We start from the raw sequence: 22,868 nt of genomic DNA, 5'->3' as shown, positions 1-22,868 counted from the left end.
ACCTAGTTTGCAACCTCACTAATAAACTTAATTCTCATCAAACGCAACTCATCAATATCATAGTCACCATCGAATTCTTTAAGAGCATCCTCGATTTTATCCGATTCCGATTCCATGAAATAATCGTGAATTTCTTCCTGCTGATCGTCATCCAGCATGTCATCAACCCAGTATTTGATATTTAGCTTGGTACCCGAATAAACGATTTGTTCCATTTCTTTGATCAAAGCGTCCATCGAAAGTCCTTTTGCAGAAGCGATATCACTTAGCGGCAATTTTCTGTCGATGTTTTGAATGATATATAATTTATTAGCGGAGTTGACTCCTGTAGATTTGACTACTAAATCATCCGGGCGAATGATATCATTATCCTCAACATATCTGCTGATTAAAGAAACGAAATCACCACCATATTTTTTAGCTTTCCCCTCACCTACACCATGAATATTAAATAGCTCCGTTAAAGTGATTGGGTATTTCAGAGCCATATCTTCAAGTGAAGGGTCCTGAAAAACAACAAACGGAGGAACTCCTAATTTCTTAGCTACTTTTTTACGCAATTCGCGCAGCATGCCCATTAAGACTTCATCGGCTGTTCCTGACGATTTTCCTGCAGTTACAATTGCTTCATCTTCAGATTCACTGTATTCATGATCTTCAGACATCATAAATGAAACCGGTTTTTTAATGAAGTTCAAACCTTCTTTTGTGATTTTCACTACACCATAAGTTTCAATATCTTTTGACAGATAACCTGCTACCAAAACTTGTCGAAGCAAGGCCATCCAATATTTCTCATCGTGGTCAGAACCCGACCCAAAAAACGATTGGGCATCTGTTTTGTGTGCTTTAATTACAGCATTTACACGGCCAATTAAGGTAAACACAATTTCTTTTGACTTATAAATATGCTTGGTATCCCGAACAATTTCCAACAATTTAACAACCTGCTCTTTGGCTTCAATTCTTGTTTTAGGATTACGAACGTTGTCGTCCATATCTGCGCCTTCTCCGGTCTCGCTGTCGAATTCTTCACCAAAATAATGCAATAGAAACTTTCTGCGTGACATTGAAGTTTCGGCATACGCTACTACTTCCTGCAAAAGAGCAAATCCAATCTCTTGTTCTGCTACTGGCTTCCCGGACATGAATTTCTCCAACTTCTCCACATCTTTATAGGAATAGTACGCCAGACAATGTCCCTCTCCTCCGTCACGACCAGCACGACCTGTTTCCTGATAATAACTCTCCAGTGATTTTGGAATATCATGATGAATTACAAACCGAACGTCCGGTTTGTCAATCCCCATTCCGAATGCAATAGTTGCCACAACCACATCAACATCTTCCATCAGAAACATATCCTGATGTTTGGCACGGGTTTTAGCATCTAAACCTGCATGATACGGCACAGCACTGATCCCGTTAACTTGTAAAACTTCGGCAATAGACTCTACTTTTTTACGGCTTAGGCAGTAAATAATTCCGGATTTGCCTTTATGTTGTTTAATAAATCGAATAATATCCGACTCTATATTTTTTGTTTTTGTTCGAACTTCGTAGTACAAGTTCGGTCTGTTGAACGACGCTTTGAAAGTATTTGCATCGGCCATTTCAAGATTTTTCAATATATCCTCCTGAACTTTTGGGGTTGCAGTGGCGGTAAGTCCAATAATGGGTACTTTTCCTAATTGTTTGATTATATTTTTCAGATTACGGTATTCCGGCCTGAAATCATGACCCCACTCTGAAATACAGTGCGCTTCATCAATCGCTACAAAGGAAATGGATACGCTTTGTAAAAAAGCCACATACTCTTCTTTTGTCAACGATTCAGGCGCTACATACAAAAGTTTAGTCAAACCTGAAGTAATGTCTTTTTTAACCTGGGCAATTTCTGTTTTGGTGAGAGAGGAATTTAACACATGGGCAATTCCGTTTTCTGACGAAAGGCTTCGAATAGCATCAACCTGATTTTTCATCAAAGCAATCAAAGGAGAAACAACTATGGCCGTTCCATCCTGAATTAAAGCGGGTAATTGATAACAAAGAGACTTTCCACCGCCAGTTGGCATAATTACAAAAGTATTCTTCTTCTCTAAAATACTCGTAATGACTTGCTCCTGCAAGCCCTTAAATTGGCTAAAGCCGAAATACTTCTTTAATTCCTTGTGTATTTCAATTTCGTTTGAATTCATTCTTTATATTAATGGATATTTTGTATAAATTTGCAACACATAAAGATACAACTTTCTTTTATACATACAAATTTTAAATATTCTGTTTTGATCACAAAAGAAAATATATTGGCGATCGCCAAAAAAACCATACTATCTGAAAGTGAAGCAATTACAAAGCTAATTGATTTTCTGGACGAAAATTTCTACGAAGCTGTCCAACGCATTTACGAAACTAAAGGCCGATTGATCGTTACAGGCATCGGAAAAAGCGCCATTATTGCTCAAAAAATGGTCGCTACTTTTAACTCAACCGGCACACCTTCTATGTTCCTACATGCCTCAGAAGCCATTCATGGTGATCTGGGAATGCTTCAAAATGAAGACATCGTAATCTGTATTTCAAAAAGCGGAAACAGTCCTGAAATAAAAGTGCTGGTTCCTCTGTTAAAACGTTTCGGAAACATCCTGATTGGAATGACAGGAAATGTAACTTCATTTTTAGCTAAAGGCTCTGACTATGTATTAGACACAACTGTAGAAACAGAAGCCTGCCCAATCAATCTGGCACCAACCAGCAGTACCACTGCTCAACTTGTTATGGGAGATGCCTTAGCAGTTTGTTTGATGGAAATGCGCGATTTTAAACCTGAAGATTTTGCGGTTTATCATCCTGGCGGAGCTTTAGGAAAAAAACTATTACTTCGTGTTAAAGACATGATTGAGCATTCGTTAAAACCAATGGTTACTCCTGATACCTCAATCAAAAAAGCGATTTTTGAGATCTCTGAAAAAAGACTGGGTGTAACTGCGGTAATCGAAAATGATAAAATTATCGGAATCATTACTGACGGAGACATCCGAAGAATGCTAAATGACGTAGATACTATCGCTGATTTAACTGCAAAAGATATTATGTCTAAAAATCCTAAAGTAGTGTCTTCTGAAACAATGGCGGTTGACGCTTTGAATATCTTAGAAGATTTTTCGATAACACAGCTTATTGTTGCTGACAATGGAGAGTACAAAGGTGTACTACATTTACATGACATTTTAAAAGAAGGAATCGTATAATGGCAAAAAAAAACCTTGGCGAGATGTCATTTCTGGATCATCTTGAAGAATTAAGATGGTTATTGGTTAGAAGTACAATTGCCACTATGATAATGGCATTTGTGACCTATTTTATAAGTGACTATTTATTTGATAAAATCATTCTTGGTCCAACCCGACCTACTTTTTTTACTTATGTTTGGTTCTGTGATTTATCACACCAACTAGGCTTTGCCGACAGCATCTGTATCACACAGCTGAATTTCATTATCCAAAATACAGAAATGGAAGGTCAGGTAAATATCTTTGTATGGATGTGTCTTTTAGCCGGTTTTATTTTGAGTTTCCCTTATATTTTATGGGAAATCTGGAAGTTTATCAGTCCCGCTTTATATGAAAAAGAGCGAAAAAATGCCAAAGTATTTATTTTCACCTCCTCTTTACTTTTCTTTTTAGGGGTACTGTTTGGATATTTCGTCGTGATCCCAATGTCAGTAAATTTCGTTGCCACTTTTTCTGTGAGTGATGTTGTAAAAAATCAATTCACATTAGACTCTTATATGGGAATGGTGAAAACAAGTATACTGGGAAGCGCTATCTTTTTTGAACTGCCAATTGCCATTTACTTTTTAACCAAATTAGGATTAGTAACCCCTGAATTCTTAAGAAAGTACTGGAAATACGCAGTCATTATCATCTTGATTATCGCGGCGATTGTAACACCTCCTGACGTAGTGAGTCAAACTATAGTAGCGATACCAATGTTGCTTATCTACGAAGTGAGCATCCTGATTTCTAAGATTGTTTATCGAAATAAAATGAAAGAAAATGTCTGATATCATAAAAGAATTTAATGATTACCGTTCTAAAATGAACGAAAAATTGCTGGCTGACAATAATAAAATTGTAAAAAGGATTTTCAATCTTGATACAAATGCTTATGCGCCCGGAGCTCTTGATGTTAAAACAAAAGAGCTTTTAGGATTAGTAGCCTCAGCCGTTTTGCGTTGTGATGATTGTGTAAAATACCATCTTGAAACCAGCCATAAAGAAGGCGTTACGAAAGAAGAAATGATGGAAGCTATGGGGATCGCAACTTTAGTTGGCGGAACCATCGTAATTCCACATTTGAGAAGAGCATACGAATTTTGGGAAGCTTTAGAAGAAAAAGATAATTAGAAAATGTGGCAATTTGATAATGTGATAATTTTTTCAAATGCTCTAATTATTTATTTTGCACCTATTCAATTAGATCCTTTTGAAAATGCAATAATTTGTTAATTCATTTATCTGATTGATTATTTTACTTTTAATTTGTCTCATCAAATTTATAAATTGAATTGAGTTAGTTTTAATTATCTAATTATCTAATTTCCAAATTATCTAATTAAAAAAAATGAAATTAAGAGCCGATAATTTAATAAAAACCTATAAAGGACGCAGTGTTGTAAAAGGAATTTCCGTTGAAGTTAATCAAGGAGAAATTGTAGGTCTTTTGGGACCTAACGGTGCCGGAAAAACGACTTCGTTTTACATGATTGTAGGATTGGTTAAACCTAATTCAGGGAACATTTATCTGGACGATCTGAATATTACCGATTATCCTATGTACAAACGTGCTCAACAAGGAATTGGCTATTTAGCACAGGAAGCTTCTGTTTTTAGAAAATTAAGCATTGAAGACAATATTCTAAGTGTTTTACAATTGACTAAGCTATCGAAAGAAGCGCAGATCGCCAAAATGGAAAGTTTAATTGAAGAATTCAGCTTAGAACACATTCGTACCAACCGTGGAGATTTACTTTCAGGAGGAGAACGTCGTCGTACTGAGATTGCACGTGCTCTGGCAACCGATCCAAAATTCATTTTACTGGATGAACCTTTTGCAGGAGTTGACCCGGTTGCGGTTGAAGACATTCAGAGAATTGTAGCACAGTTGAAAAATAAAAACATCGGAATTTTAATTACCGACCACAACGTTCAGGAAACTTTAGCCATCACCGATAAAACATACTTAATGTTTGAAGGTGGAATTTTAAAAGCCGGAATTCCGGAAGAATTAGTGGAAGACGAAATGGTTCGTCGTGTTTATCTGGGACAAAATTTTGAACTTCGTAAAAAGAAACTTGAATTTTAAGAAGTTATATGTGAATGGTAAAAAGCGAAATGTAAATCACTTTTTACCATTTTTTTTTAAATTTTACAATTAGCATGAAATCAGAAGAACCGAAACCAACTCAGGAAGATTACGACAATTGGCATAAAGACCCAAGCAATTGGTATTTGGGCTGTTTTTACTACAACCCAAAAGACAAACGATTACTCCCTCCAAAAAGAATTCAATGGATGGGCTACACCATAAACTTCGCCAATCCTTACTCCGTTTTACTTTTATTGCCGCTATTAATAATGATCGTTTTAGTTTTATTGAAATAAACCACCACTAAGACTGAACTCTTACTCCACTGTTATAAACTGTAATTGCTCTAAATCACCGTTATAGATATTTACATCTACAGTGTGTTTAATTCCTGGCAAAGATGCTTTTTCGGTAAATTGCCAAAATAACCAATCGTCTTCAATTTTCTCTCTATAGAAATTATAGTTCGCAATCCAGAATAAATATTCTCCAAATTCTTCTTTCAGGAAATCACCATAATAACGCTCTCCGGTATAAATAATCGGACGCACTTGGTAATGCGCTTCAACCTTATTCAACCAACGTTTTAATCCTTTCTTCAAACTGTCTAATGACTGATTTTTAGGTAATCTTTCGATATCTAAAACCGGAGGCAGATCCCCTTTTTGTAATTTTACTGTTTTAATAAACAAATCTGCCTGTTCTATCGAATTTTCATTGGGACGGTAATAGTGATAAGCCCCTCGAATAATTTTATGTTTTTTCGCACCTAACCAATTGTGCATAAATTGTCGGTCTACTTTATTATTTCCTGCTGTAGCCCGGATAAAAACAAACTGAACCGGATATTTTTCTTCCAAAACCTCAACATCACTCCAATGCACGGTTCCCTGAAATTCAGAAACATCAATACCGATTACTTTTCCTTTGTGATTTTCCAGAACCTGAACATTTCTAACATCAGAAAGATGTTTTTCTACCGCATCCTCTTCCAGAACTTTATTTGATTTAAAGCCAAGATAATAAGCCAATCCATCACGATAATGATAAACTGTTGCGAAAAAAAGCAGTACTAAAAAAGAGTAAATAATAAAACGAAGTCCGCTCGCTAAAATCGACCTCTGAGGTTTCGATCTACGGGAGTTAGAAGTTCTTCGGGTAGTCGTTTTTCTTGCCATTCCAATAAAACTACTTTTTCAAAAAGATATTATTCACTATTGAAAGCAACACATAAATAATAATAATTAACGGAATGGCCATGTACTGTAACAACACCACCAAAACCAGAGAAATCAATAAAAATACAATTTGCAAAACATTATCCTTTACCGTAAACTTTTTAACCTTTAAGGCAAACAATGGAATTTCGGCATTTAAAATATAAGCACTGCATAAAGTAATCCCCAAAAGAACCCAATGATTGGTTAACATTTCAAATATTATCAATGAATCCGAGAAATCAATAACCAATGGAAGGCTTAAAACAAAAAGCGCATTCGCCGGAGTTGGCAAACCTATAAACGAATCAGTCTGACGTGTATCAATATTAAAATTAGCCAATCGGTAACAAGAACCTAATGTTACAATAAATCCAAGAAAAGGAACGATTGTTAAGGCAACTTCATTGTTCGGGTCAGCACTTTTTAAGAACAAACTGTACATTACATAACCCGGAACAACACCACTGGTTACCATATCTGCTAACGAATCTAACTGCAATCCAAGCGGACTTGAAACTTTGAACAATCGGGCAAAAAAACCATCAAAAAAATCAAAAAAGATCCCTAAGGAAACCATGCAAAAAGCCATTAAAAAGTTATCTTGAGAAACAAAAACAACAGCAATACAGCCGCAGAACAAGTTGATTAATGTGATTAAATTAGGAATGTGTTTTTTAATGTTCATGATTTATATTTTTAACAAATGGTGAAGGGCAAATTTCGTATAAATAAGCGACATTAATAGCAAAAATTTCTATTAAAATTCTCGCCTTTCAAAAGCTTCATAAGCATTTTCTCATGAAAAATTTAAGTTTTACAATAATTTCAATTAGATGAGTAAAATATTATATTTTTGATAAAAATTAAAACAGACTCCGGTTTGCTAAAATATATCCGTTGAAGAAAATCTTTGTATTTGTATTATTGTGGAGTTGCACCTTACAGTATGCACAAACCGTTCGAAAATATTCGAATGAGTTTATGAATATTGGCGTTGATGCAGCCGCCTTAGGAATGTCGGGTGCTGTTGTCGCTTCTACAAATGATGTCAATTCCGTTTATTGGAATCCGGCTGGTCTTACTCATCTTGAGGATCATCAAATTTCGTTGATGCACGCCAATTACTTTGCCAATATTGCACAATACGACTACATTGGATATGCCAGTCCGATTGATGATAGAAGTGCCTGGGGAATTTCGATGATTCGTTTTGGAGTTGATGACATCATGGACACCACTCAATTGATCGACAATCAGGGAAATATAGATTACAACCGAATCAGACTGTTCTCTACTGCCGATTATGGTTTTACTTTTTCTTACGCGAGAAAATTACCTGTAGATGGCTTTCAGTATGGTGTAAATGCAAAAGTAATCAGAAGGGTTATTGGAAAATTTGCCAATTCCTGGGGCTTTGGCTTTGACTTTGGTCTTCAATTTGAAAGAAATGGATGGAACTTTGGTTTGATGCTTCGCGATATTACCACTACTTATAATGTTTGGAATATTGATGAAGAGGAATACAAGAAAATTGCCAATGCCATTCCGGGAGAAAACAACGAATTACCAGAAAGTACCGAAATTACGTTACCAAAAGCTCAACTGGGAGTTTCTAAAAAAATTGAGTTTCACGGCGATTACAGTCTTTTGGTCGCTACCAATTTAAACATGCGTTTCGAGCAAACCAATGATATTATTTCCTCAAAAGTCGTTAGTATAGATCCTGCTTTGGGGTTTGAGTTTGGTTATACTGATCTTGTATTTTTAAGAGCCGGAGCAGGAAATTTTCAAAATGTAACGCAGTTGGACAATACCGAAAAGTTAAATTTTCAACCAAACATTGGTCTTGGTTTTAAATACAAAGGCATTCAGGTCGATTATGCCCTGACTGATTTAGGAAATCAAAGTACCGCTTTATACTCTAATATTTTTTCATTAAAAGTAGATTTAGGTATCTTTAGATAATATTTGTTAACTCTTAAACTTCTTAAAATTTTAAATTATGAAAAATGTCCTTTTCAAAAAAACACTTTTTAGTTTACTATTATTATTAAGTTTTTTGGGTTACAGCCAAAACGTGCCCTTATCAAAAGAAGCTCAAATAAGTGTTATTACCTGCGGACTGGGTAATGAAAGCTACTCTTATTTTGGTCATACTGCCATTCGCGTCGCCGATCCGGCGAACACTATTGATGTTGTTTATAATTATGGTAATTTTGATTTTAGAACACCCAATTTTGTCGCTAAATTCGCAAAGGGCGATTTACAGTATTTTGTCAGCGTAAGATCGTTTCCTGAGTTTATAAACGATTATACTAACGAAAAAAGAAGTGTTTTCGAGCAGGAACTTTTGATCTCTCCAGATTTAAAACAAAAACTTTTTGACAATTTAAATGCAGCCGCATTCTCTGAAGAACGATATTATACCTATAAATTTATCGACAAAAACTGTACTTCGATGGTGGTAGATGTCATCAATAAATCTTTAAATGCAAATATTGTAACTAAAAAAGGAGATACGGCTGAAACCTACCGATCTATTCTGTTTCCTTACTTCAAAGATCATTTTTATGAGCAGCTGGGAACCAGTATTATTTTCGGAACTAAAGTAGACCAGGCAGGTACGAAAATCTTTTTACCCTTTGAATTAAAAAACAGTTTAGAAAAAACTACTTTTCAAAACCAGCCTTTAGTAAGTAAAAGCAAAACGCTGCTAAGTTTTGAAAAAGAGATTCCAAGCTCATGGTGGAATAATATTTACACTTACCTCCTGCTACTGGCTTTTGTAGTTTTGGCACACCATAAAGTGGTAGATAAAATATATCTTTTTATCTTATCGTTAATAGGAATCTTTTTTATTACGGTTGGTTTTTATTCCCTTCATCAGGAACTGGCAATGAACTATAATGTACTTTTATTAAGTCCGCTTTTATTGGTATTAATCCTCTTTTCGCTCTTAAAAAACAAAAGATGGTCGTATCGATTCGCAGTTCTACATTTACTTTTTTTGATCGTTTATACCATTTTCATGATCAACAAAGCACACTTCTTTATTGTTCTGCCCATGATCATAACTAGTGGATTTGTTTTGGTGAGAGTCGCTATTCGAAATAAAAAACGTATTCCTATTATTATCTAATTTACTGTCCGCGATAAAACAGAACGGTAGTAATCGTTTTAAAAGTAATGCTCAAATCTAAAAAGATACTTCTGTGCTTGATGTAGTATAAGTCGTACTGCAGTTTGATCAAACTCTCCTCTATAGATTCTCCGTAAGAATAGTTTACTTGCGCCCAACCGGTAAGTCCTGGTTTCACAACGTGTCTTGTTTCGTAAAAAGGCATTATACGGGCTATTTCTGCCACAAAAAATGGTCGCTCAGGTCTTGGCCCTATTACGGCCATATCACCCTTTAAAATATTAAAAAACTGTGGCAATTCATCGATTCTTGATTTGCGCATCATTTTACCGAAAGGCGTAATCCGTTTATCATTTGAAGTAGCGAAAACAATCCCATTAGACTCCGAGTTTTCTACCATAGTTCGAAACTTATAGATTTTAAAAACAACTCCGTTTTTACCTACGCGTTCCTGCGTGTAAAACAAAGTCCCTTTATTCGCTAACAAATTTGTAACAAGAATAACAGGGATAAACAGAAAACAAACCAACAGCCCTGTAATGGAGAACAACAACTCGATGAAACGAACAGAAAACAAGTATAATTTATTACTATTATTTCTGCTGAAGGGAAAGAATCTATAAAAATCGCGGGCTATATAGTGCACCGGAATACGCTGTGTTTTACTTTCGTAAACCTGAGTATACTCTCTGATGATATTTCCTGATTCTAATAAATGAAGCAATTGCTGGTATAAATCGGCTGTGATTCCATCTGTTTTTTGAGAAGCAATGACAATCTCCGAAACCCTATTACGAGCTACAAACTCTTCTAAATCTTTCTTTTTGACTTCTTTTACATAATGAAAGTTTGAATCTTCTTCTGAAATTGCGTCTGAATTTACAAAACCAATAATTTTATAATGCGGGTCAACATTCTCAAGTCCTAAAACCAATTCTTCCACCTGATTCTGATCACATATTAAAACTACATTCTGAGAAAAACGATGTGACGCCAAAAAATAAACATAAAACAAACGCCACAATAACAATGTAACAAGTATCGTAAAATAAAAAATTACAATAATTAATCGCTGCTTAGGTAATTCCGGAGATAAAATTGGAGTAAACAAATACGCCAGGCTTGAAGCTGTGGCCGTAAAAATTACACTTTGAAGAATTTGCAACTGATTACTGGCTACCTGTAAATTGTACATTTCGAATATTACACCAAAAGTGTATACATAAGTCAGAAATAAAAGTATACCGGGAAAATTTCTTTTATCAAAAACAAAATAGTTATAATGAAATACTAAACTTAACAAGTATAATGCGGATAAAATAAAAACAACATCAAAAAGAAGAAGTAATACTTTTCTTTCCGAAATTTCGAAATGCATTTTATGGTTTGAAAACATTTAATAAGTTTGTTAGGGGCTTAAACTTGAGGCGAATATATTATAAAAAAAAGAACTTAATCGACGGAATTTTCTGCTTTTTCAGGAATTTTAACCTGCACAAAAAGTAATGATAGTGCATATACAAAAGCCGGTGCTGCGGTACGCATGGCAGCATGATTAATCGTTAACAGCCAAAAGGCAAAAAATGATAAAAAGTAGAGATGCTGCTTGTTACTTATATAGACAACAAAAGGGGTCAGAAATAGTATTATCAGTCCAAAAACTCCAAACAAACCATGTTCACTCAACATACGGGTGATTTCGTTGTGGGAAGCAGCGTCATCTCTAAATCTTTCTGCCCTAGCATATCTCCCCATACCTGCTCCAACTCCTAAAATGGGGTTATCGCTAAAAAGGGCAAACTCTTCATTCATAATTTGCTCCCTTCCTCCTAAACGGTCTTTTTTATCCCGTCCTCTAGCATCCTGATTGGCATACCGTTTTTCTATAAGTCCTTTGGTCTGAAAAGAAGAGTACGCCCAAACTCCCATACCTATTAATCCCGTAAGAATAAAAACCAGTACGAATTTATTTTTCCCTCGTAGATTTGAGTACTTATATAGCAAGAATAATAAACAAACAATCATAACCACTGCTGTTAGAACTCCTCCTCTTGAAAAAGTAACAATACCTCTATAGGTCACAAATATTAGCAAAACTCCGTTTAAAATAATTTTCATTTTCGATTTTGAAAACAATATCAATTGTGTAAAAAACACAAACATCCCTAAACCCAAAGCGGTAGAAACCTGATTAGGACCAAATCCTCCGGAAGTTTCAAAATTAGATTGTGTTCCGGTGACTACATCTCTAACGCTAGGGTTAAATAAAAACAAATATACTGTTGTGCTCAATATGGGTAATCCCATTGCAACTAACACTTTTTGCAAATCCGGGAACAAAATTCTTCTTTTAAACATATAGATTGAAGATATTGCTAAACATAAGGGGCCTGATAAATTAAACACCAATGATTTTTTAACATCTATAGAAGGATTAAAAGTGGTAGATGTTATTAAGATACCCGGGATCAGCAAAATCAAAAAAAACCAATATATAAAGGCATTTGTCGAGAAATTACGGTATATCATACCCAACAGCATGAAAAAAATGACATTGACTTTAACATATTCATTGTTAAAATTCCCTCCGGTCATCCGCAGAAAAACCTCAACGCCAACTAAATATGCCGCTACTATCAGTACTTCATTGTTTGCATTTTTAGTCCGGTAAACAATAAAAAGACCGACAACAGGAATTAAAAGCGCATATATTTTCGATAAAAAAGGTATGGCAAAAACGACCACGGCAATTACTGCATGAATTAGAAGCAGAAGAATGTAATATTCTTTTTTATTTTTCATTTATATGTCTATTGTTTCAAGATGCAAAAGTAGGTAAAGATTTTAACCATAAAAGATATTCTTTTACAATCGCACTTTCACTATAATTTAACTGAACTTTATTGTACAATCCTAAAGCCATTTCATCTCTGTATTTACCAGATACTATTAATTTTTCGATTGCTACGGTAAACTCTTTTAAGTTATCAGGTTCTACTATTAATCCTTCTTTTTCAGAGGCAATTATTTTTGAGATTTCACCTACATTGGTTGCCACAACGGGTACTCTATGCAAACCATATTCTAAGACAGCCAAAGGAAGCCCTTCTGAAAGTGATGGCAAAACAGCTATTTCGCATTGTTGTAATGCTGAGCTAACATTACCGCTTGTTCCATAAAAGAAAACTGTTTCCTGAAGTTTTAGATCACTGACCTTTTTTTTCAGTTTTTCTGAATAGGTGTCATCAAAATCTTTACCGAATAAATGAAATGTCCAATCAGCGAATTTGTCTCTAATCAAATTGGCAGCATCAATTAATAAATCGTGATTTTTTTGCGGGCGTAAATTCGCTACACAAATGATTCGCTTGCCTGCTACACCGCTTAAAATTTGTTTTTCAGTAGAAACAGCATCAATTATAAAGTTAGGGAAATAAACAATGTTTGAACACCATAAATAAGATTTAGCCCAGTCTTTCAAAGCTGAATTTACTGCAATAATACCTGTAAAGAAAAAGGAGCCTGCTTTTAAGCTTAAATTTTTCCGGGCAGACAGATCTTGCGAAATACCATAATGGTCGTGCCATATAATTTTGATTTTGGGCAACGTCAATTTCACTAAAACGGCAATAAAAAACGAGGAACTGTGAGCATGAATCAGATCTGCTTTATTCTTCTTTAAATACTTTCGTAACCTAAAAACAGCCTGAAGATCTATTGTTTTTTTTTTCTTCAGGAACAAATAAGAAACTTTTTGATCTATTTGATTGACCAACAATCCTTCTTTACGGGAAACAACTAAACCAGAAAACGATATGTTTTTTGATAACGAATTGGCATAATTAATAGCCATACGTTCTGCTCCGCCAGCTTCCAGGGAGTCTATTATTTGTACGATTCTCATTTTGACAAGAGTTTTTTAATTTCGGCTTCAAAAACATCGGTCGTATAATTTTGTGACCACTTGCCAGCTAAATTACTTTTGTTAAAAAAGAGCATTTGATTTTCCAGTATTCCGCTTATTTGATTAACATCTTTCTCGAAATCCATTTCTAACAAAAGGCCTCTGTTACCATAATCGAGCATAAAGGGAACACAGGATATTTTTGTTGCAATAGGCACACATCCCCAAAACATTCCTTCAGCAATTGCTTTTGGCCAGCCTTCGCTCTTTGATGGCAAGATGACAAAGTGACTTTTTTGATAGGCTTTTTTTACTGTTTCCAGATCCTGATTTCCATGTAAAACAATCTCGTTTTCTAAATTATTGATTTCGATATACTTTTCTAAAGAATTTCTTTCAGCCCCTTCACCATATAAACTTAACACTACATTATATCCTCTTTCTAATAATTCATGAACTAATTGTATGGCATATAAAGGATTTTTCCCTATAACAAGACTTCCTACAAAAATAAATTCTATCCTATTTTCAAAGCTTCTTTTTTTAACACTTTCTTTTTCTGCGTCAGCATAGGTCGCCGTAAAAAAAGGCTTAATATTTTGCGACTGATTTTTCCATTCTCCATATACCAAAACTTTCATATTTCGAGTCAAAAAAGTATTGTTTAAAACCCATTTTTGAATTTTATAACTGTAAGGTTGTTTACTTTTAGGATCCCAATTACCCGCATATTTAGCTGTTTTAGGTTTATTTGGAAAAAACACCTGAACAAAACATGCCAACAAACCTATATTTCCGGGACAGCGCAAATGAATATGGTCTGCATTTTTCATTGCTTTAAATAGAACCAAAATATTATAAAAACTGAAAAAAAAGGATTTCAGAATATTTGAAAAAGAACTTAAATTAAAATCTTTAAGCTGAAAATGCTTTTTAAAAGTAAAAGGGATTTCAGTAATTAAAAGCCCTCTGTCTTTTTCCCAAACCGGACAGCAGAAAATAAAATCATCGCTAAACTGTTCTAAAACGATTAGCTCCTTCACATAAGGACTATAAGCAAATGGAATTTGGTTTTTATAAATTAATGGCGCCGATGAGACAATTAATAATTTCATTAAATATATCCTTTTGAACCGTTTTGAGAAATGATTACCGCCGGAACCCCCATTGCAACAGCATTCTCTGGTAAAGAATCTTTAACCATCGAGCAGGCACCAATGAGTACATTATTACCAATAGTAATTTTACCGGCAACTACTGCATTAGCTCCAATGTATACATTATTCCCTAAAATTGGTGTTCCTCTCTTTTCACCATGACCTGATACTCCAATAGTAACCCCTTGTGAGATATTACAATTATCCCCAATAATAGCCTTTGCATTGATAATAATACCCCCAAAATGACCTACGTAAAAGGAATGTCCAATTTTTACAGAAGATGCTATAGAAATCCCTGTGAGAATTTCAATAGTTTTTTGCCACATTAAAGTAGAGAACAACAGAGGAAGTCTAAATAATTTCCAGGCAATGTTAGTATAAATATAATGGGCGATCCTATACTGAAAAGTAGCCCAAAAGCCCTGAGTAAAAAATACAATTACAAAGAAATGACCGCCATACTTGCGGTACTTCCTATAATCTGACTTTATAAGTTGAAATAGATTCATCTAACTATTTTATTCTCCAGGTTTATTAAAAATTAAACTAAACCAGCCTAAAATTCTGCCAAGACTTTCTGTAAAAGCGGCCTTTTTATTATTTGAGGTAAATGTATTACTAAATCTAATTAAGATCAAAAGTAATGTAATTGCATTCCACTTGCATCTATCCTTAAAATTCGGATTGGGGTTTTTAACACGCCAGACATACCATCCGTTTCTAACGACCATTTTTCCGTAATAATACCGGTTGGGTCTTCCTGTTTCGGCATGAAAATGACCTAATCTTGCAGCTGTATTTACATAAAGTTTGCCAATTTTTGCAACTCTTAAAGTAAAATCAGCATCTTCATATAAACCATATCCTTCAAAATAGGTCGAAAATGACAGCTTCTCAAAAACTATTTTTTTAAAGGAAGAAACACCTCCCATTAATTGCTCAGCTTCATATGTTTTACCACTGGGTGGTAAGAAACCAATACTTCTGCCGTGTGAAAATAAAGGAGAAAAACCGGGAAGACAATTGCTGTCTAAATGAAGTTTTTTTCGCAAAACAAATCTACTCCCATCTTTGCGTTTCCACCCGTCAAAATAAAATTCATTAATCTGAGGAATGTAATTTTCTGTTGCTTTTTCCCATTTTACTTCATTCGTAATATAACCTCCTACGCCCATAGCATCCGAAAACGCACTATAGGTTTGTAATATTTTTTCAAAATAATCTGATTCCAGAATTGTGTCATCATCCAAAAAACAAACAACTTCCATATCCTGACCAACTTTACCAATACCAAAATTCCTTTGTCTGGTGAGTCCGCGATTTTGATCATCGACTAAAAAGTACTTTAAATTTTGGAATGAATTCTGACTTAAAATAATTTCTGATTCCTTATTTAATGAACCGTCAATAATTAAAATTTCATCCGGATATAAAGTTTGTGTCTTTACGGATTGCAATAACTCCAGCAAAGGCTGAGGACGCATATAAGTACAAATGATTAAGGAAAATTTCATGTTTTATTTATATCTGACTCCCAAATCGTTTAATTTCTTAGCATAAAATAGTGATTTTTTAAACTGAAGATTTTTGTACGGAATTCTAAAAAATCGATACAAAAGACCTTTTTTGGAACCTTTAAAGAGGTATAGAAAAAAATATTTGTACTTGTACTCGATTACTTGCTGAGGAGTAAAATGCTTTACAATACCGTACATAATTGTCGGACTTGGTACGGGACGAATTGTCTTTACCGGAGTATCTAATTCCCATGGCTGTGTTTTTCTCTTTTTCCCTGTGATTTTAGCCTGACTCCCCCAAAAACGGTACCCGCCAGCAGGTGGCTTTAAATGCAAATTTGGAGAAAAAGGGTTTAAAATAACCACTTGTCCTAATTTAGCTAACGATATTCCAAAATCAGTATCTTCACCATAACCTCCATCAAAGTTAATATCGTTGCCTGTTAGCTTTCTGACATATTCAGTTTTCACACAAGAATTGGCATTACTAAAAGTTGAGGATGCACCAGATTTCCATCTTTTCTCTCCTAATTTTTCAAGTTTAACTTCTAAATCTTTTAATTCCTGTTGTTCATTATCTGCTCTGACATCTAAGCCATTACAGACACTCACTTTATAGGTTTGCATTAACCTGATATGATTTTCAATGAAATTTGACTGTACACGAACATCGTCATCTCCAAAAACGATATATTCACCCGTACACAACTCTATAGCTTCATTACGGGCTCTGCAGCTTCCTTTTGTTTGCTGCCATTTAACAATTAACTCAAAAGGAAAATCTTTTTCAGAATACAATTTTTCATTTCTAAGCGCTTCGGGAGTTGCATCGAGTACCACTACTTGTGCAACGGGATAACTCTGCACGCTCAAATCTTCTAACAATTGCAAGGTAAAATCCTGGCGCATCATTGTTGGAATGATATAACTAACAGATGGTTTACCTTCGATACAATTTAACTCACGGGGTTTAATAACTGGTTTTTCAGAGCTTCTCTTAAAATTTTTCGCAGCATAAAAAAAAGCATTCCATTCTTTCGTCTTCCAGAAACCTTCCCGATAAAGCATGAATAATGAATGTTCTTTTTTAAAGTTTTTTCTAAAAAAAATGTATCTGTCTTTTGCTGTTATATTAATTCTCTCTTTGATATTATCCGTAAATAAACCTTTTATATAAAGTGGAATTGCAGCAGAATTCCGTAATGCGTTATACCCAAAATCTAATGCCTGAATTTGATGATTTTGATATTCAGGATCAAACCCGCCTAAAGTTTCCCAGACAGATTTTCGAATGGCAAATGCATTTGAATTAATCCGCCAGCTCACGCACTCGTCCAGATTATCAAAATCATTGATATACCAAAAAAAAGTAGCCGTTTGATAAACCAATTCCGGGAAAGCATTTTTATAACCTTGTTCAAATGAACTATGCCAAATATCTCCGGCGCCAGAACACAAAACTTCCAGTTTCTCTAAGTCAGGTTGCCCATTGTAAAGAATAATCTCTCCACTACTTGTTCTAAACTCATTCAATTCCATTTCTCTATTCCGGATTTATTATTTTTTTATAAAAATTAATATTGTCATTTGTTATTTTATCGGTGCTAAAAAATTGTTCCACTCTGCTTCTTGCTTTTTCTCCTGTCACTTTTGTCAACATTGAATTATCAAGAAAGTGAAGAATTTTGGTTGCAAACAAACTATGGTTCTTTGGGTCAACTAAAAAACCACTTTCTCCATCAATAATCACTTCTCCTGCCCAACCAATATCAGACGCCACAATTGCTTTTTGCATCGCCATAGCTTCAAGCCAGGAAACCGGAAAAGCTTCTGCAAACGAAGGAAATATACAAACTGTAGCCTGTTCAATCTTCTTCTTAATTTCGGAATAAGAAACACTTCCTAAATAAGAAACATTTGCTTTGGCTCTTTCTGAAAAAAGATCCTGCATCATTTGCCAGGTCGACAAATTACCGGAAATAATATCCGGAACATCTTTCCCTACTAAAATGAGTTTTGCTGCGGGATCGTTCTCTACCACCTCATTAAAAATTAAAGGCAATTCTAAAAGTCCTTTTTTTCTAATCAGACTCCCAAAATAAAATATGCTTTTATCATCAGGGACCGAATTGTTTGAAGGCTGGAACAAATTTAGATCAACAAGATTGGGAATCACTATAAATTTTTTACTCAGACCAAAAACCTGATTTGTTGTATCTGCTGTAAATTGGCTTACCGATAACAGGGCTGTTGCTTTTTTCAGAGCTCTTTTTTCATGAAACTTATTAATCCATTTTACAGGACGATTATCCAGATGACAAAAATAGGTATCAGATCCGTGTAGTCGTATTACAACCGGACATTTTTGAGGCTGAATAAAAGAAGTAATTCCTGTCCAGTCTGCCGTTTCTACTAAGTCAATTTCTTTAGCAGAAAATAACTGATTGATTATGTTCTCTATTTTTTTTCTGGTCAGAAACCACGATAATCCTTTTAATTTCTTATTTTTTATTTGTTGGATAATGATCCCGTTATCCATAAAAATATCATCTTTATGCTGACCATATACCAAAATACGAACCGAAACTCCTTTTTCTAAAAGTCCAATCGCTAAGCTTTTAATACTTGTTCCCAAACCGCCTGAGTTTCCAGTAGCAGCGTGAGGATATTCTGGTGTTAAAAAAGCTATTTTCATAATTTATCGATTGAAAAAGTCTTTTAAGATTCGCGTGGTAAATATTCTTGCTCCTGCATCTGTCATGTGTCCGCAGGAAGAAAAATATTTATTTTCTACCACAACATTCTCATAATTATGAATTTCCGGATATGCTTTTTTAACTTTATCAAAATAATTCATACCTACCACATTCTCACACATTGGTGTCATTACCGCAATAAAATTTATATTATTGGCTTTACAAATATTTTTGATTTCTTCGTAGTATTTATTTTTAGGCAAAGGATTTAGATTAACAATATTATTTTTCATATTCCCATTTTTGTGTTTTACCAATGGATAATATCCTAAGTTATCTAATGCATTTGTTGCTTTGCCTCCTGCTATATTGTAAATTTCTCTAAAGCCAATTTTTGAATCAAATTTTATGTATCTGTAAAAAGGGATGTAATACAGTTCGTTAAAATTTTTCTGACCGGAGAAATGATCTTTTATAAGCTTTGAGTTATGCATATAAGGTAAAAACTTTGCAGAAACTCCATCTGATTCCTGATCATTAGAAAGATTCAAATCGGCTTCAAGAATTACGTTTTTGATTTCATATTTTCGTTCGATCATTAATTTTAACATCAATGAAGCTTCAAACAAATGTCCTCCGCTCATACCATAGTTAAATGTTTTCAATCCTTTCTCTTCAAACATCTGAGAAACAAAATGATTGTTGGCTCTCGAAGAACCTAAAATTACAACATCATATTTACAGGCTTCAGAATTAAAAACAGACTCTACCTTCCCTCTGTTCTTAGATTGAAAAAAAATAGCGGTATACAAACCATCCAGTATTACGGCAATCAAAATTACCGCTATTAAGATTTTGGCTGTATAAATTCAAAATCGTTTCATTAAAATTGAAAATATATAAATTCTTTGTAATCTGAATAAGTTCCAAATGCCAGTATAGCACCTAGGGCCAAAATCACCCTCAACATACTTCTTTTTCCTGAAAGAGGCTCTTCTTTGGTTCTGTTATTCCATTCGACCAAAACAAATAATACGATCATAGGCAATACCTCATAATTGTAACGCTCGTTATCAAGATATTGAGAATAAAAATCCCCATTAAAAATCATTCGCTTTAAGTAGGATACAGCATCCGTAATTGTTTTTGCTCTAAAAAACACCCAGGCTATACAAGTGATAAAAAATGTAAAAAGAATATTGAATATCACTTTTACAGAATCAGTATTAAAACTAAGTTTAATCTCGTCTATATTATTGCGGTTACTGTTGGATAACAGCAATGGTAGAAAGTATATGGCATTTACAAATCCCCAGGTGATGTAAGTCCAGTTCGCTCCATGCCAAAATCCGCTTACTATAAAAATGATAAACGTATTTCTGATTTTCATCCAAATACCTCCTTTACTTCCTCCCAACGGAATATACAGGTAATCTCGAAACCATGAGGAAAGAGAAATGTGCCAGCGACGCCAAAATTCTGCAATATCCCTTGAAAAATAGGGATAATTGAAATTTCTAAGTAAATCTAATCCAAACAATTTTGAAACTCCCAATGCAATATCAGAGTATCCTGAAAAATCACCATAAATTTGAAATGCAAAATATATGGCCCCTAAGATAAGCGACAATGAATTCATGGAAGAATAATTGTCAAAAACAGCATTGGCATAAGTAGCACATGTATCTGCAATAACTACTTTTTTGATCAATCCCCAAATGATTTGATACACACCTTCTTTGGCGATTTGAAAATTAAACTCTCTCTTAACTTTTACCTGAGGCAGTAAATGCGTTGCTCTCTCTATTGGTCCGGCAACAAGTAATGGAAAATAACTCACAAACAATGAATAATCAACAAAGTTGTATTCGGCCTTTATACGTTTGTAATAGATATCAATAACATAAGATAGTCCGTGAAAAGTATAGAATGAAATTCCAACAGGGAGAATAACATTTAACAATATCGGACTTGCTTTGAATCCCCCCGAATTTAATAATTCTGAAAAAGATGCGGCAAAAAAGTTATAGTATTTAAAAATTCCTAAAAACCCTAAATTAACTGAAATACTGAGCCAAAACCAAAACTTTCGACTTTGCTCTGATTTCCCTTTCTCGATTTGAATCCCGGTATAATAATCTAAAAAAGTTGAGAAAATGAGTAAAAATAAAAATCTCCAATCCCAACAGGAATAGAAATAGTAGCTTGCGATAATTAATAAAGCATTTTGAGCTTTTTTTGTTTTATTACATACAAACCAGTATAGAAAGAAAACGATTGGCAAAAAAATAGCGAATGCTAAGGAATTAAAAAACATATTTTTGTTTACAGTAATTTAAAATTTTAATCCATTTTGTTTGAGTAGTGCAAAATGATTTTCGACCATTTTCGGCAAAGAAAAGGAATTAGCAATTAATTCTCTTGTATTAATGGATATCTTTTTGCGCCCTGAATAAACATCTTCAAGAATTCCTGCCAGTGCTTTTACATTTTTGGTCTCAAAAATATATCCATTTTCTCCTGAGGTTATTGCTTCGGTATTTCCACCTACATTAGTCGTAATTACAGGAACGTTTGCCGCAAGACTTTCCAGAATTGACAGGCTAAAACATTCCATATGGGTCGGCTGCAACATATAATCGTACTGCGAAAAAATTTCATTTAAATTAGGTTTACTACCCATAAAAATGAAACAATCCTGTACTTTATATTCTTTAACTTTTTCTAATAAATGCTGTTCATAAGGTCCTTCGCCATATACCCCTATTTTAATCTCCTTTTTTATTTCAGCAGACAGAAGATATACTGCTTCAATTAAATCCTGAATTCCTTTAGATTCTCTAAGGTGAGAAGCAACTAAAAAAACGGGTTGAGTGTTAGCTCTGTTGGCTCTTGTTAAAATTGAATCTATAATTACTCCGTTATAAATCGTGATCGTTTTTGCTTTTATATGAGTTCCAAAGTCATTTAAAATTTCTTTTACAGTATAGTTGGATACCCCAACAAAAACATCAATATATCCTGAGAATAGAATTCCTTTGAGTCTTTTATTTATTTTCTTTTTTAATGAATATCCGTTTAAAGGTCTTGGATTATGATCTACAGCAATGACCTCAGCATTTGAAACTTTCTTTACCTTATAAAAAAAAGAGGTGCATAATTCTACGAAATGAGTAATGATATGCGTGTACTCTGGTTTACGTTCTTTGCAAAAAGAAAGAAAATTATTTTCAGGAGCTAGTTCTTGACTGCTGTAAATAGTTAGATTGGGATAATTCCCATGATTGGAACTATTAGGAAAAAACCAATCGATATCAATGTTATTTTCTTTACATTTCTTATCAAAATCCCAGAAAAAATAATCCATACCTCCTACTCTTTCCGGAAGTAATTTATAATTACAAATTACAGCTACCTTAGTCATTATTCTTATTTAATAAACATTTATGTAAATATCTACTAATCTTAGTTTCTACTTTTTGCGTGTAAAAAATACTTAAAGTAATCATTACAATCATAATTAAGATTGGCGCGATAAAACTGTTTGGATAGAAAAAGCTAACTATGTTCTTAATCCACACTACTCCAATATAGTCGTGAATAAGATAAAGAAAGTAAGATGACACTCCAATTTTAATAATGAATCTGTTTTCTAAAAATTGTAAGGACCCAGGATAGTATATAAAGCAAAAAAATAATAAAAACATGATTATTGCTGAAATAAATTCAGACAAATCAAAAGCATGATTAATGATTAAAAAACTTACTATTAGTAAAAATAGGTATAGTTTAAATGTTTTATTATTATACAACATATAAAACAATGCTCCTGATAGAAAAAAGATGAGATACTTTATAAGAT

21 protein-coding genes are annotated in these 22,868 nt (G+C 34.0%); 7 read left to right on the top strand and 14 right to left on the bottom strand.

Going from position 1 to position 22,868, the window contains the following annotated elements; all coding sequences use genetic code 11:
• Positions 1 to 2: 2 nt before the first annotated feature.
• Complete coding sequence (gene recQ, locus JO950_RS09685) at positions 3 to 2,198, bottom strand: DNA helicase RecQ (protein ID WP_202702458.1); 2,196 nt, start codon at positions 2,196 to 2,198, stop codon at positions 3 to 5.
• 87 nt (positions 2,199 to 2,285) lie between these two features.
• Between recQ and JO950_RS09680 the strand changes: the two genes are divergently transcribed.
• From JO950_RS09680 to JO950_RS09660, 5 genes are all read left to right on the top strand, one after another.
• Complete coding sequence (locus JO950_RS09680) at positions 2,286 to 3,251, top strand: SIS domain-containing protein (protein WP_202702457.1); 966 nt, start codon at positions 2,286 to 2,288, stop codon at positions 3,249 to 3,251.
• A complete protein-coding gene (gene tatC / locus JO950_RS09675; RefSeq protein WP_202702456.1) occupies positions 3,251 to 4,066 on the top strand; it encodes a twin-arginine translocase subunit TatC in 816 nt (271 codons plus the stop codon). The genes JO950_RS09680 and tatC overlap by 1 nt, the downstream gene beginning before the upstream one ends.
• A complete protein-coding gene (locus JO950_RS09670) occupies positions 4,059 to 4,409 on the top strand; it encodes a carboxymuconolactone decarboxylase family protein (RefSeq protein WP_202702455.1) in 351 nt (116 codons plus the stop codon). The genes tatC and JO950_RS09670 overlap by 8 nt, the downstream gene beginning before the upstream one ends.
• Before the next feature lie 217 nt (positions 4,410 to 4,626).
• Positions 4,627 to 5,367: an LPS export ABC transporter ATP-binding protein gene (lptB, locus tag JO950_RS09665; protein WP_202702454.1), complete on the top strand. Its 741-nt coding sequence runs from the start codon at positions 4,627 to 4,629 to the stop codon at positions 5,365 to 5,367.
• A 74-nt stretch (positions 5,368 to 5,441) separates the two neighbouring features.
• A complete protein-coding gene (locus JO950_RS09660; RefSeq protein ID WP_202702453.1) occupies positions 5,442 to 5,666 on the top strand; it encodes a DUF5808 domain-containing protein in 225 nt (74 codons plus the stop codon).
• Between the two features lie 21 nt (positions 5,667 to 5,687).
• On the opposite strand, the gene JO950_RS09655 is transcribed toward JO950_RS09660, so the two are convergent.
• Positions 5,688 to 6,548, bottom strand: a complete 861-nt coding sequence (locus JO950_RS09655) for a glycoside hydrolase family 25 protein (RefSeq protein WP_202702452.1) — start codon at positions 6,546 to 6,548, stop codon at positions 5,688 to 5,690.
• A gap of 10 nt (positions 6,549 to 6,558) precedes the next feature.
• The gene (locus JO950_RS09650; protein ID WP_202702451.1) at positions 6,559 to 7,275 is read right to left on the bottom strand and encodes a phosphatidylcholine/phosphatidylserine synthase; all 717 of its coding nucleotides are present in this window, start codon (positions 7,273 to 7,275) and stop codon (positions 6,559 to 6,561) included.
• Positions 7,276 to 7,571: 296 nt separating this feature from the next.
• On the opposite strand from JO950_RS09650, the gene JO950_RS09645 reads away from it, so the two are divergent.
• Both JO950_RS09645 and JO950_RS09640 read left to right on the top strand, forming a co-directional pair.
• The gene (locus JO950_RS09645) at positions 7,572 to 8,555 is read left to right on the top strand and encodes a PorV/PorQ family protein (RefSeq protein ID WP_202702481.1); all 984 of its coding nucleotides are present in this window, start codon (positions 7,572 to 7,574) and stop codon (positions 8,553 to 8,555) included.
• Between the two features lie 37 nt (positions 8,556 to 8,592).
• On the top strand, positions 8,593 to 9,729 hold the full coding sequence (locus JO950_RS09640; protein ID WP_202702450.1) for a DUF4105 domain-containing protein: 1,137 nt from the start codon (positions 8,593 to 8,595) through the stop codon (positions 9,727 to 9,729).
• 1 nt (position 9,730) lies between these two features.
• On the opposite strand, the gene JO950_RS09635 is transcribed toward JO950_RS09640, so the two are convergent.
• The 11 genes from JO950_RS09635 to JO950_RS09585 are packed head-to-tail and all read right to left on the bottom strand — an operon-like array spanning position 9,731 to position 22,430.
• The gene (locus tag JO950_RS09635) at positions 9,731 to 11,125 is read right to left on the bottom strand and encodes a sugar transferase (RefSeq protein WP_202702449.1); all 1,395 of its coding nucleotides are present in this window, start codon (positions 11,123 to 11,125) and stop codon (positions 9,731 to 9,733) included.
• 56 nt (positions 11,126 to 11,181) lie between these two features.
• Complete coding sequence (locus JO950_RS09630; protein WP_202702448.1) at positions 11,182 to 12,531, bottom strand: O-antigen ligase; 1,350 nt, start codon at positions 12,529 to 12,531, stop codon at positions 11,182 to 11,184.
• A gap of 16 nt (positions 12,532 to 12,547) precedes the next feature.
• The gene (locus tag JO950_RS09625; protein WP_202702447.1) at positions 12,548 to 13,633 is read right to left on the bottom strand and encodes a glycosyltransferase; all 1,086 of its coding nucleotides are present in this window, start codon (positions 13,631 to 13,633) and stop codon (positions 12,548 to 12,550) included.
• Positions 13,630 to 14,748: a glycosyltransferase gene (locus JO950_RS09620; protein WP_202702446.1), complete on the bottom strand. Its 1,119-nt coding sequence runs from the start codon at positions 14,746 to 14,748 to the stop codon at positions 13,630 to 13,632. The genes JO950_RS09625 and JO950_RS09620 overlap by 4 nt, the downstream gene beginning before the upstream one ends.
• Positions 14,748 to 15,302 carry a serine O-acetyltransferase gene (locus tag JO950_RS09615; RefSeq protein WP_202702445.1) on the bottom strand — a complete coding sequence of 185 codons (555 nt, stop codon included), beginning with the start codon at positions 15,300 to 15,302 and terminating at the stop codon, positions 14,748 to 14,750. Before JO950_RS09615 ends, JO950_RS09620 begins: the two co-directional genes overlap by 1 nt.
• Before the next feature lie 9 nt (positions 15,303 to 15,311).
• Entirely contained in the window at positions 15,312 to 16,307 is a 996-nt protein-coding gene (locus tag JO950_RS09610) for a glycosyltransferase family 2 protein (RefSeq protein WP_202702444.1), read from the bottom strand.
• A gap of 3 nt (positions 16,308 to 16,310) precedes the next feature.
• Positions 16,311 to 17,849 carry a glycosyltransferase family A protein gene (locus JO950_RS09605; protein WP_202702443.1) on the bottom strand — a complete coding sequence of 513 codons (1,539 nt, stop codon included), beginning with the start codon at positions 17,847 to 17,849 and terminating at the stop codon, positions 16,311 to 16,313.
• Between the two features lie 4 nt (positions 17,850 to 17,853).
• A complete protein-coding gene (locus JO950_RS09600; RefSeq protein WP_202702442.1) occupies positions 17,854 to 19,005 on the bottom strand; it encodes a glycosyltransferase family 4 protein in 1,152 nt (383 codons plus the stop codon).
• A 3-nt stretch (positions 19,006 to 19,008) separates the two neighbouring features.
• On the bottom strand, positions 19,009 to 19,875 hold the full coding sequence (locus JO950_RS09595; RefSeq protein ID WP_237732328.1) for a hypothetical protein: 867 nt from the start codon (positions 19,873 to 19,875) through the stop codon (positions 19,009 to 19,011).
• Between the two features lie 14 nt (positions 19,876 to 19,889).
• On the bottom strand, positions 19,890 to 21,323 hold the full coding sequence (locus JO950_RS09590; RefSeq protein ID WP_202702441.1) for an MBOAT family protein: 1,434 nt from the start codon (positions 21,321 to 21,323) through the stop codon (positions 19,890 to 19,892).
• A gap of 18 nt (positions 21,324 to 21,341) precedes the next feature.
• Positions 21,342 to 22,430, bottom strand: a complete 1,089-nt coding sequence (locus tag JO950_RS09585) for a glycosyltransferase family 4 protein (protein WP_202702440.1) — start codon at positions 22,428 to 22,430, stop codon at positions 21,342 to 21,344.
• Between the last annotated feature and the right edge of the window lie 438 nt (positions 22,431 to 22,868).

This window comes from Flavobacterium sp. UGB4466 (assembly GCF_903469665.1).
GTDB lineage: Bacteria > Bacteroidota > Bacteroidia > Flavobacteriales > Flavobacteriaceae > Flavobacterium > Flavobacterium lipolyticum.
Note: the sequence above shows the minus strand (reverse complement) of the source record. Positions and strands in the feature narration are given on the sequence as shown.